Annotated in this window: 12 protein-coding genes; 7 read left to right on the top strand and 5 right to left on the bottom strand. The window is 71.5% G+C overall.

The genetic code is table 11. The features are described 5' to 3' along the window. Positions 1-49 precede the first annotated feature (49 nt). Together ABGB12_RS02545 and nudC are read right to left on the bottom strand one after the other, a co-directional pair. A complete protein-coding gene (locus tag ABGB12_RS02545; RefSeq protein ID WP_347674217.1) occupies positions 50-934 on the bottom strand; it encodes a GerMN domain-containing protein in 885 nt (294 codons plus the stop codon). Positions 935-1,115: 181 nt separating this feature from the next. After that, positions 1,116-2,015: an NAD(+) diphosphatase gene (nudC, locus tag ABGB12_RS02550; protein WP_347674219.1), complete on the bottom strand. Its 900-nt coding sequence runs from the start codon at positions 2,013-2,015 to the stop codon at positions 1,116-1,118. Between the two features lie 87 nt (positions 2,016-2,102). Here nudC and ABGB12_RS02555 point away from each other — a divergent pair, with 87 nt between their 5' ends. Beyond that, the gene (locus ABGB12_RS02555; protein WP_347674221.1) at positions 2,103-2,381 is read left to right on the top strand and encodes a DUF4031 domain-containing protein; all 279 of its coding nucleotides are present in this window, start codon (positions 2,103-2,105) and stop codon (positions 2,379-2,381) included. Here the strand turns inward: ABGB12_RS02555 and ABGB12_RS02560 are convergent. Next, positions 2,356-2,964 (bottom strand): HD domain-containing protein, encoded by a 609-nt coding sequence (locus ABGB12_RS02560; protein ID WP_347674222.1) that lies wholly within the window; start codon positions 2,962-2,964, stop codon positions 2,356-2,358. The two genes, ABGB12_RS02555 and ABGB12_RS02560, sit on opposite strands and share 26 nt — an antisense overlap. 73 nt (positions 2,965-3,037) lie before the next feature. Here ABGB12_RS02560 and ABGB12_RS02565 point away from each other — a divergent pair, with 73 nt between their 5' ends. The 6 genes from ABGB12_RS02565 to ABGB12_RS02590 all read left to right on the top strand — a co-directional run bounded on the left by ABGB12_RS02565 (position 3,038) and on the right by ABGB12_RS02590 (position 10,473). After that, a complete protein-coding gene (locus ABGB12_RS02565) occupies positions 3,038-4,120 on the top strand; it encodes a siderophore biosynthesis protein (protein ID WP_347674224.1) in 1,083 nt (360 codons plus the stop codon). Then, entirely contained in the window at positions 4,113-5,510 is a 1,398-nt protein-coding gene (locus tag ABGB12_RS02570) for an IucA/IucC family protein (protein WP_347674225.1), read from the top strand. Before ABGB12_RS02565 ends, ABGB12_RS02570 begins: the two co-directional genes overlap by 8 nt. Then, on the top strand, positions 5,501-7,039 hold the full coding sequence (locus ABGB12_RS02575) for an IucA/IucC family protein (protein ID WP_347674226.1): 1,539 nt from the start codon (positions 5,501-5,503) through the stop codon (positions 7,037-7,039). Before ABGB12_RS02570 ends, ABGB12_RS02575 begins: the two co-directional genes overlap by 10 nt. A 4-nt stretch (positions 7,040-7,043) precedes the next feature. Beyond that, a complete protein-coding gene (locus ABGB12_RS02580) occupies positions 7,044-8,102 on the top strand; it encodes a type III PLP-dependent enzyme (protein WP_347674228.1) in 1,059 nt (352 codons plus the stop codon). A gap of 32 nt (positions 8,103-8,134) precedes the next feature. After that, entirely contained in the window at positions 8,135-9,733 is a 1,599-nt protein-coding gene (locus ABGB12_RS02585) for an AMP-binding protein (protein ID WP_347674229.1), read from the top strand. A gap of 158 nt (positions 9,734-9,891) precedes the next feature. After that, positions 9,892-10,473, top strand: coding sequence for a hypothetical protein (locus ABGB12_RS02590; protein WP_347674231.1), 582 nt, complete (start codon positions 9,892-9,894; stop codon positions 10,471-10,473). A gap of 29 nt (positions 10,474-10,502) precedes the next feature. Here ABGB12_RS02590 and ABGB12_RS02595 read toward each other — a convergent pair whose 3' ends face one another. Both ABGB12_RS02595 and ABGB12_RS02600 read right to left on the bottom strand, forming a co-directional pair. Beyond that, complete coding sequence (locus tag ABGB12_RS02595) at positions 10,503-10,805, bottom strand: hypothetical protein (RefSeq protein ID WP_347674232.1); 303 nt, start codon at positions 10,803-10,805, stop codon at positions 10,503-10,505. Between the two features lie 70 nt (positions 10,806-10,875). Beyond that, the gene (locus tag ABGB12_RS02600; RefSeq protein WP_347674233.1) at positions 10,876-11,373 is read right to left on the bottom strand and encodes a class I SAM-dependent methyltransferase; all 498 of its coding nucleotides are present in this window, start codon (positions 11,371-11,373) and stop codon (positions 10,876-10,878) included.

An 11,373-nucleotide genomic window follows, 5' to 3' on the forward strand; every position in this document is an offset into this window, starting at 1 on the left:
CAGGCCCCGGCTGCAGGGGAGCCCGCCGCCCGCCCGGCGTGCCTTCGTCTCAGGGCTCCAGGCAGGTCGGGATGGAGTCGGACCGGCCCGCGGGGCGCTCGGTGCGGCCGGAGGGGTCGTAGACCTTCACCCAGCGGACGCCGGAGAACTGCTTGAGGGTGCGGGTGATCTCGTCGGCGACGGTGAAGGTCGAACCGCCGCTCGAGCATCCGCCGGTGAGGGTCACCCTGGCGACGCCCTTGCGGATGGAGAGGTTCTTGAACCCGGTGGCTCGGGAGGAGACGAACCTCAGGCCCCTCGCGCGCTCGGACGCGGTGGGCCCGGCGAACAGCCTCTGCAGCGCGCCCTTGGCGGGGGAGGACGCGGGAACGGGCCGCCTCACTCCGCGGGTATAGGGCTCCTGGCCGGTGGCGAAGCGGTCGGAGTCGAGGAAGTAGTCCTTGACGGCGACCGTGCGGAACGGTGTGGAGATGTCGACGAAGACACGGCCGGGCCGGGTCGAGACCCGTACGCGCTCCTTGCGCGAGACCGCGAGGCCGAAGCTCAGCACTCCTTCGAAGTCACCGGCGTTGGCGAGCTGGATCACCTGCGGCAGCTTGTAGGTCCGCCGGACCGCTCCGTAGGTGACGTTCCCCTCCTCGTCGTGACCGACGGCGTCGGCGAACCGGATCCGCAGGAACGCCCCGCCGCTCAGCGTCATCGGCAGTCCTGACGGGTCCGCGATGACCCGGCTGACGTAGCGGGCGCTGCGCTGGTCGGGCAGTCCGCCGCGGAACCGGAACTCCAGGCGGTCGTAACCGCGTTGGTGGGAGGCCTTGACCGCCACCAGCGTCGGCTGGTCCTGCTGCGAGGGCGTCGCGGTGGCCGGCGCCGCGGCCAGACCGGTTGCCAGGACCGCGGTGGTGACGGAGGCGATGACGCGGGTGGGGAGCATGGTCGTCCTTCCAGCAGAGCCATGGGGAGTCCAGGTCGGCATTGCTTCGCTTTCCTGCCACTGACAGCGTCTGTCACGGGCATACCCCGACGGGATGGACGAAGGTCCCGGCTCACGGGGAATCGGTCACCGTCGCGGCTCCGCGGTCCGACGGTCCCGGCTCCGTCCGTGCTCTGATGCGCTACAGGCCCCAGCTGCCGGGGAGCTCGCCGCCGTGCCAGTGCTCCAGGAGCTGGCGCGCGATGGAGACCTTGCCCGGGAGGACGAGCTCACCGGCGAGGACGGCGGCGCGCAGCTCCTCGCGGTCGTACCAGCGGGCGTCGGCGATCTCGCTCTCCTCCAGGCGCAGCTCCTGCACGCCGGCCGCCCGGCAGGTGAAGCCGAGCATGAGGCTCTGCGGCAGCGGCCAGGGCTGGCTGCCCAGGTAGCGCACGTCCTCCACGACCAGGCCGACCTCCTCCCTGACCTCGCGCATCACGCCCTGCTCCAGGGACTCGCCCGGCTCCATGAAGCCGGCGAGCACCGAGGCGCGGCGCTCGGGCCAGGAGGCGCCCCGGGCCAGCAGGGCCCGGTCCTCGTCGTCCACCACCAGCATGATCACCGCCGGGTCCAGCCTCGGGTACTGCTCCATGCCGTCCTCGGGGCAGACCCGGACGTGGCCCGCCGCGACGGTCTTGGTGGGGGCGCCGCAGCGCGGGCAGTGCCGGTGGGTGGAGTGCCAGGCGGCCATCGCCACGGCGTGGGTCACCAGGCTGGACTCCAGGTCGTTCAGCAGCGCTCCGATGCGGCGCAGGTCGGAGACCTCCACGCCCTCCTGTTCGGGCAGCGGCGCCACCACCGCGAAGTAGGCGTTCTTGTCCTCGTCGACGCCCAGCAGCACCCTTTCGCCCGCCGGGGCCCTGCGGGCCGAGGTGAAGGCGAGCTCGGGCCGTTCCGACAGCCGGACCGGCACCCTTCCCCGCTCGTCCACCACCAGGACGTAGGAGCCGGCCCAGGCCGCGGTCACCCAGTCCTCGTCCCGACGGCGCTCGGCCACCCGGTCGAGCGTTCCGCGTGCCAACGCCAGCCAACCCAGAGACATTCCACTCTCCTACGACGGGGGAGACTACAAACTATCCAGCACGCGGGGCTCCCCTGACGTCATGTCTCGCCTGTCTACTCTGTCGGGGTGGCCATCTACATCGATCCGCCGATCTGGCGGGCCCGGGGACTGTTGTGGTCCCATCTGATCAGCGACCTGTCCTTCCACGAGCTGCACGAGTTCGCGGGGGTGCTGGGCGCGCCGCCGCGCGCCTTCGAACGCGACCACTACGACATCCCCGAAGAGGCGTACGACCGCGCGGTGCTGCTGGGGGCGCAGGCGGTGAGTTGTCAGGAGGTGCTGGGGTACCTGCGCAGCTCGGGTCTGCGCCGCCCGAAGTTCAGCCGCCCCGGGTCGTTTCTCTGAGTTCGGCGCGGAGGTTGGCGCGCGCCTTCTCCTCGAAGCGCGCCCGGCCCGCCGGGGTGTGGAAGAGGGACGGCAGGGCGAGGAGCTGCTCCAGGACGGCGGCGCGTCCGGCGGCGAAGTACTCGTCAGGGACGAAGGCGTACTCCTCCCGCACGGCGCGCGTGTAGGCGGCGTAGGTCTCGGGGTCCGCGCCCAGGATCGCCAGGTCGGCGTCGCAGAGCACCCGGCCGTTGCGGTCGTCGGGATCGTGCGTCTTGGTCATGCGCACCAGGGCCGCCACCTCCCGCGCCCGTTCGAGGCCCAGCGAGGTGTCGGTGAGCATGCGCTCGGCGAGGACGGCGCTGCGTTCCTCGTTGTCGTCGCGTTGCGGGTCGTAAACCGCGTCGTGGAACCAGGCGGCGAGGCGGACGACGTCGGGGTCGTCGGCCTCCTCCGCGAACTCGTCCACCAGGTCGAGCACCGCTTCCAGGTGCCGGAGCGTGTGATAGCGCCGGTGCGGCTCGGCGTAGCGCTCGACGAGTTCCTCGCCGAGCCGCCGGGTGCCCTCGCCGGCCAGGGTCGTCCAACGAGCCACGAGATCCATCGGCCCAATATCCCACGTTCTCCGAGCCTCCCTCGCTAGGTTTAGGCAAGGCTTGCCTAACCAAGGGGGACGGGTGCGGGTTTTCTTCATCGCCGGCAAGGCGACGGACTCGGTGACGCACGGATTCCTGCCCGCCGCCGACCGGCTCGGGCTCGACGTCACGATCCTCACCGACCGGCCGCAGGAGCATCCGGGGCGCCGGGCCGTCGCCTGCGACGTCACGGACTACCGGGAGATCGTCCACGCGGGGCGTCCCGACGCCTACTTCTCCAACAGCGACCACCTCCAGGCCGCCACCGCGCTGGCCGCCGAGTTCTACGGACTCCCCGGCAAGGACTGGAAGGCCGCGCTGCGCTGCAAGAACAAGCACCTGATGCGCGCGCATCTGGGAGACGTGTGGTCCTCGCCGTTCCCGGTGCCGGCGAACGCGCCGTACCCGCTGGTCGTGAAACCGCGTGAAGGGGTGGCCAGCGAGGACGTCGTACTCGTCCGCTCCGCGGAGGAACTGGCGCTGCTCCCCCCGCCCCGGCGCCCCATGGTCGCCGAGGAGTACCTGCGCGGCGAGCTGCACACCCTGGAGACGTTGAACGGGCAGGTGCTCGGGTCCTTCCACACGACGGTCTCGCCGGAGCCGTACTTCATCGAGGAACGTCTGGACTGGGCCCCTCCCCCACCCGAGACACCGCAGGTGGTGGAGCAGCTGGAGTCGCTGGGCGTCGGATTCGGGGCCTGCCACACCGAGTTCATCGTCCAGGACGGCCGCGCCCGGATCGTCGAGGTCAATTACAGGGTCATCGGCGACCACTGCGACTTCCTGCTCGCCGAACTGCTGGGACGCGACCTCTTCACCGACATCCTGCTGGCTCATCTCGGCGAACCGCCCGCGTTCGAACCCGTCCCGAAGGCCGAGGCGACGGTCGACTACCTCGTCGCGGACCGCTCCGGAGTGCTGAGCGCCGCGCCCGAACCCGGCGTGACGCGGTACGGCGAGGCCACGGTCACCTACCGGCCGCAGCGCTCCCCCGGCGACGTCATCACGCTCACCCGCACCAACCGGGACTACCTCGGGACGATCCAGGTGGTCGGACCCGACCGCGCCGCCGTGGAAGGCGCCCTCGCGGACTTCCGGCGAGAGCGGGCCTGGTCCGTTGACTGACGAGGAATTCGCCGCGCGCGTGCTGTCGGCGCTCGTCCGCGAAGAGTACGTCCGGTGGCCGATAGAGGGCGTGCGGATGGAGCGGGACGGTTTTCTCGCCGATGATCGGATCAGCGCGGGAGTCACTCTCGCCCGGCTCTGGGAGCTCGTACGCCAGTCGGCCGAACCTGGAGACGACGTGGAGACGTTCGAGCGGGAGTGCCGGGAGGCCCTGGAAGCCGAACGTGCCGAGCTGCCGCCCGTCCGGCCGGGGACGGACCGCCACGACGCGCTGGCCGCACGGCTGGGGCATCCGGTCCACCCCCTGGGGCGGTGCAGGCTCGGATTGTCCGGCGAGGAGCTTCGGCGTTACGCGCCGGAGTACCAGCCGTCGTTCAAGCTGCGGTGGACGGGCGTACGGGAGCCCGTGCTGGCCGGAGAGCTGCCTCCCTGGTGGCCTGAACCCGGTGAACTCGGCCTCCCGGACGACATGACGCCGTTCCCCGTCCACCCGCTGACGGCCGGCCGGGGAATCGTCCGCGCTCCGGCCTCCCATCTCCGGGTGCGGCCGACGTTGTCGATGCGGACTCTGTTCGTGACCCCGGAAGAACATCTCAAGGTCCCGCTTCCCACCAGCACGCTCGGCAAGCGCAACACCCGCTCGATCAAGCCCGGAACGCTGGTGGACGGCGCCCGCGTGCAGGCGCTGCTGACGCGTATCGCCGCAGAGGAAGGGCTGCCCGTCCTGCTCGCCGACGAACAGACCTACGGGCACGCCCATGACCCGTACCTCGGCTTCCTCGTCCGCAGGATGCCCGTCGCCGACGCCGTTCCCGTCGCGGCCCTGCCGGCCCGCACACCGGAAGGCCAGTACGTCATCGAGGAGCTCGCCGGCGGCACCGATGGCGTGGCGGAGTTCTTCGACGGCTACCTGCGCGTGCTGTTCGCCTGGAACGTCACGCTCTTCGAGAAGTACGGCATCGCGTTGGAGGCCCACCAGCAGAACGTGGCCGTCACGCCCCGCCTGGAACTCCTCCTGAAGGACAACGACGGGGCGCTGCTGTCCGAAGGCGACTTCACCGATCCCCGGATGATCGGAGACCGGGAGGCGCGGGCACGCGTCTTCGTCACGATCACCCTGCATCTGTGCGCGGGCGCGCTCGCCTTCGGGCTGGCCGAACGCGGGCTGCTGCCGCTGGGACGGGCGCTGGCGCTCGTCCGGGACCGGCTGGACGAGGCCGTGACGGACCCTTTCCTGCGGGCCCGGACGCTGGATGCCGACAGGCTGCCCACGAAGGCGATGCTCACCGCCGGGACGCTCGTCCCCAAAGAGCGCACCGGGGCCGCCGACATCAACAAACACTACGGCCCACCGGGCCCCAACTACCTGAAGGAGCTTCCGTGCCGCTGACCTCGACCGGCCCATCGGGGGGAACCGGACTGGCTGAGCTGCACAGCGTGGAACCCGCGGACGAGGCGACGGCCGTCGCCCTGCTCAACTGCCTGGTACGCGAAGTCAGCGGACCGGCGGGACGGGTGCGCGACGAGGGCGACCGGCTGGCGATAGACCTGGCGCACACCACGGTGACCGCCAGGCTGGCCCGCCCGTCCCACGGTCCGTCACCCCGGCTGGCGGGCCCGTTCACCGCCGGCGGGGCCGACCTCGGCTGGCGGGAGCTGGCCGATCTGGTCGCCGCCGAACTGGCCGGCCGCACCGGCGCGGACAACCCCGAGTTCCTCCAGCAGGTCGTCTCCAGCCATGAGGCGATGTGCGTGTTCCACCGCTCGGACCGTCCGGATCCGGGCATCCGGCCGCTGCTGGCCTCGGAGCAGTCGCTGCGCACCGGCCACCGGTTCCACCCGTCGCCCAAGTCGCGGCAGGGGGCTCCCGGGGCCTGGCTGCCGTACGCGCCGGAGGCCGGGGCACGTTTCCCGTTGCGGCTGCTCGGGGTGGATCCCGGGTTCCTGGCCGGGTCAGGCGACTTCTCCGCGCTGGCGGAACCGGGAGTGCTGCCCGTCCATCCCTGGCAGTGGCGGCTGCTGCGGGAACGTCCCCTGCTGCGGGAGGCCCTGTCCCGAGGCATGCTGCGGGACCTCGGCGAGGGCGAGGAAGTGGTCCCGACGTCGTCGGTACGGACGGTCTTCGTCCCCGCTTCCGGGGTGTTCGCCAAGTTCAGCCTGGACGTGCGGATCACCAACTGCGTGCGGAAGAACTCCTGGTACGAGCTGGCAGCGGCGCCCGTACTGACCGGGCTGCTGAAGCCCCTGCTGGGGGACGCGCTGCTCGGCGAGCCCGCTTACCGCACCGTCACGCTGGCCGACCGGGCGCTGTACGAAGGTCTGGGGGTGATCCTCCGGGAGGGGGCGCCTGAGGAATCCGTCCTGGCGGCGGCCCTGGCCGACCCGTGCGGGCGGTTCCTTCCGGACGGGCTCGATCCGGTCGTCTACTGGGAGGCGTACGTGCGGGCGGTGGCACTGCCCGTCCTGCGTCTCTTCTTCGAGCACGGCGTGGTCCTGGAGCCGCACCTTCAGAACGTCCTCATCGTTCCAGGCCCCGACGGCGTCCCGGTACGCGCGATCTTCCGGGACCTGGAAGGCACCAAGCTGCTGCCCGGATGGAAGCTGGACGGACTGCCGCCACGCGTCCGCGAATCGGTGACCTACGACGAGGAACGGGGCTGGAACCGCGTCGCGTACTGCCTGCTCGTCAACCACCTCGCCGAGATCGCCGCGGCACTGGCCGACCGGGAGCCCGACTGCGAACCCGTCCTGTGGAAGACGGCGGCGAGGCTCCTGGAGCAGTTCGCGGGGCACCGCCGGATGCGCGAGGTCTTGGACGGCGCGCCGCTGCCCGCCAAGGCCAACCTGCTCGCCCGGTGGAACCGCTCGGCCGACCGGGCCGCGGACTATGTGACGGTCTCCAATCCTCTGGTCGGGTGAACTGGTGCAAGAGCGCGTCCTACGGGAGATCTCCCGCCTCAACACCTTCCCCGCGTACGTGTACGACCTCCCGGGGCTGTCGGAGCACGCGGCACGGATCCGCGCGGAGTTCCCGCACGAGATCTTCTACGCGGCCAAGGCCAACCCCGACCCGGAGATCCTGCTGGCCCTGCGTCCCCATGTGGACGGGTTCGAGGTCGCCTCCGGAGGGGAACTCGACCACGTCCACCGGACGGTGCCGGGGGCGAGGCTGGCGTTCGGCGGCCCCGGCAAGACCGACGAGGAACTCGCCCTGGCCGTCCGTCTGAAGGTGGAGCGGGTGCATGTGGAAAGCCCCCGGGAGCTCCCCCGCCTGTCCGGCGCCGACGTGCTGCTGCGCGCGAACCTCCCGTTCGGCGTGGAGGGCGCGGCGCTGGCGATGAGCGGCCCGTTCGGCATGGACGAACCCGAGCTGCGCAGGTGCCTCTCCCTTCTGCCCTCGGACGTCCGACTACGCGGTTTCCACACTCATTTGGCCTCCGGATTGGATGTCGAAGACCTGCTGAAAGTCCACCGTCAAGTCCTGGACTGGGTGGCGGAATTCGCTCCGGAGGAGGTGAATCTGGGGGGCGGAATGGCCGTGGACTACGGTGATCCCTTGTGGCGTTTCAATTGGAAGGCCTATGCGGAAGGCATCCCGGACGTGTCTTTCCGGCTGCGCATCGAACCCGGACGGGCGATGACCGCCTATCACGGCTGGTACGTCACGGACGTCCTGGACGTCAAGCAGACCCGTGGCGAGACGTACGCGATCCTGCGCGGCGGCACCCACCACCTGCGCACACCCGTCACCAAGGGCCACGACCAGCCGTTCACCGTCTTCGGGGACCGCGGCCACCGGGGAACCGCCACGCTCGTCGGTCAGTTGTGCACTCCGAAGGACGTCTTCGCCTCCCGCGTCCCCGTGAGGAATCTCGCACCCGGTTCCCTCGTCGCCTTCGACATGGCGGGCGCCTACGCGTGGAACATCTCCCATCATGACTTCCTGATGCATCCCAAGCCCGCCTTCCGTTACGTGACTTAGCCATCGCCCCCCGAAAGACAGGAGTGACCCCGGTGACCGATCTCCGTGAAGCCGTGAACCTCGCCACCGGCACCGTCCGCGTGCTCCGCGACATCGGGATCCTCACGCCCATCACGCCCATCAGGCTGGCCCGGATCCCGTTGCAGGTCGCCCGGTTCGGTTTCACTCCGGCGGTGGCCGGGGCCATGTCCGCGCTGCGCTACCCCGACCGGGTGGCGGTGATCGACGAGCGGGGCGCGATCACCTACGGCGAACTGGAGGCGCGTGCCGCGTCTCAGGCCACCGCGTTGCGCGAACTGCTCGGCCCGGACGGGAAGATCGGCATCCTGTGCCGCAACCACCGGGGTTTCGTCGAGGCCGTGTCGGCGGGCTCGCGCCTCGGCCACGACGTGGTCTTCCTCAACACCGACTTCTCCGCCCCGCAGCTGGCCCGCGTCCTGGAGAACGAGGGCATCGCCGTGCTCGTCCACGACGAGGAGTTCTCTCCCGTCGTGGACGCCTGCGCGTTCACCGGGGCGCGTTTCCTGGCCTGGCACGACGCCGAGGAGCCGGCCCTGCCGACCCTCGACGACCTCGCGCGGACCGAGGCCGAACCGCTGGTCGCCGGACGCGCCGGCCGGATCGTCATCCTCACCTCCGGGACCACCGGCCCTCCCAAGGGCGCCGCCCACGAGTTCGGCCCGGCCGTGCTGGTCAGCCAGGGCTTCGGGCATCTGCTGCGGCTCCCGCTGCGCTCGGGCGAGCCCCTGCTCGTCTGCCCGCCGCTCTTCCACGGCCTGGGCCTGACCTACCTGCTGACCGGCCTGGCCCTGGGCTCCCCGCTGGTGCTGCTGCGCCGCTTCGACGCCAGGGCGGCGCTGGAGGCCGTCGCGCGGCACCGGGCGGGCGCGGTCATCGCCGTCCCCGTCATGCTGCAGCGCATGCTGAACGTCGAGAACGCGCCCCGCCTGCCGTCGCTGCGGGTGGTGCTCTCCGGCGGCGCCGCCCTGCACCCCAACCTCGTCCGCCGGTTCCGCCGCCGCTTCGGCGAGGTGCTCTACAACGCCTACGGCGCCAGCGAGACCGGCTGGGCGTCCATCGCCACCCCCGACGACCTGCGTGCCGCCCCCGGCACCATCGGCAGGCCCACCCTGGGGGTGAAGACCCGCATCCTCGACTCCGACGGCAGGCCGGTGCCCCGGGGCGGGATCGGCACCCTCTACCTGGACAGCGGCCTGGAGTTCCGCGGCTACACCGGCGGCGGCACCAAGGAGTTCGTGGACGGCCTGATCAGCACCGGCGACCTCGGGCACGCCGACGAGGAGGGCCGCCTGTTCATCGACGGCCGCGCCGACGACATGATCGTCTCGGGTGGCGAGAACGTCTTCCCCGGCGAGGTCGAGGACCTCCTGGAGCAGCATCCGGAGGTCGCCGAGGTCGCGGTGACGGGCGTCGACGACGAGGAGTTCGGCCAGCGCCTGGCCGCCTGGGTCGTCCGCGCCCCCGGATCGCAGATCACCGAGGCCGATCTCAAGGCGTACGTCCGCGAGCAGCTGGCCCGCTACAAGGTGCCCCGCGACGTCACCTTCGTCGAGGCGCTCCCCCGCACCACCACCGGCAAGGTCAGGCGGAAGGACCTCAAGGGCGCCTGATGCCGGGATCCTCCTCGCGGAAGACACCGCGGTCGTGGTGCGCATAGGCTCTTGCTCCGCAGCCGAAGTCCGGGCGAGTTCGCCGTCCGCCCCCGCCGGACGCGCCGCCGACCCCCGGAGCAGGAGTCGAACATTCGTTCACGGAACGAGGAGTTGTGATGACGACCGAGGACACCGCGACCGCGGACGCCGTCCCCGACGGTGCCGAGCCCGAGGAGGCCGCCCCGCAGGAGGGCGTCTTCAGCGAGGACGTGCTGGAGGCGGGCGCGGCCCTGGGCGAGCCGGTCCCCGACGAGCCCGACCCCCGGGAGCGCACGCTGAAGCTGCTGATCGGGATCTCGCTGCTGGGCGTGGCCGCCGCGGGCACCGCCGCGGCCTTCGCGCCGACCCTGCACCCGCTCCTGGCCGCCGCCTGGGCGCTGCTGGTGCTGGGGCTGCTGGCGTTCGCCGGGACGCGGTTCGCCCTGCTGCGCAAACTCGCCGAACCCTCGGTCGCCCTGTTCGCCGACGGGTTCGTGCACGCCGTCGGCGAGGGGCTCGAGGCCGTCTCCTGGCGGGAGGTCGAGCTGGCCTACCTGACCCCGGGCAAGCGGCTCATCCTCCAGCTGGAGGGGGACCGCTCGTTCGAGCTGCGCGCCCCGGTGCGCAACCTCGAGCGGCTGGAGCAGGCGGTGCGCGGGGGCGTGCCCCGCGACAAGATCCGGCGCGGCACCCCGCCCAGGCCGCTGGCGGCCGTCTGAGCCCGGCCCGCCCCGCGAGGGGCGGGCCGTCAGGCGACGGCGTCCAGGGAGGACTCGCGGGCGGCGCGGCAGAGCCTGGCCAGGTCGAGCAGGGCCTGGGAGCGGCGCTCGGCCAGGGGTCGCTCGTCGCCGGGCCGCGGAGCGGCCAGGGTGTCCAGGACCAGGGAGAAGACCGGCCAGTCGGCGGGGGCGATGAAGCCGCGCAGGTCGAAGTCCTCCTCGGCGGCGGCCTCGAAGTCCACGTGGTGCAGCAGGGTGCTCAGCGCCGTCTCGGCTGCGACGACGCCGATGCGCATCGCCAGCACGGCGGGGGAATCAGCGGTAGAACCCATGTTCGAGAGCCTAGCCGCTGATCACCCCGCGCCTCAACAGTACGTTCGAACCCCGTCCGCCCCCGGAGGCTCAGGGAGCGAACGCCTCGACGTAGGCGTGGCCCTCGGCGGTGTCGGTGCGCTTGACCTCGGCCCCCGCCCCGCTGAGCAGGCCGCTGAGCTCCTCCACGCCCAGCCGGGAGTCGGCCAGCAGGATCGCCGCGCCGGGGCGGCTGACCCGTACCAGCTCCCGTACCACCGCTTCGGGGTTCTCGTCCGTCCCCAGCGCGTCGTGGCACAGCACCAGGGTGAAGGTGCGGTTCAGCTGCGGCAGGGCGGCCGCGTCGCCGCGCTGGAAGATGAGGTTGGTCTGCGCCTCCCGGTCGGCCAGCCGCTTACCCTCAGTGAGCGCGTCGAGGGAGGAGTCCACGACCGTGATCTGGCGGACCCGGTGCGCCAGGGCCCTGGACACCTCGGCCTCACCGGCGTGGACCTCCAAGCAGATGTCATCCAGATCCAGCTCAGGCTCGGCGAAAGCAAAGAAATGCCGGACCGCGCCCCGGGTCGTCTCCTCATGCGTCACTGCCAC

The organism is Actinocorallia sp. B10E7 (assembly GCF_039871655.1).
Classification (GTDB): domain Bacteria; phylum Actinomycetota; class Actinomycetes; order Streptosporangiales; family Streptosporangiaceae; genus Actinocorallia.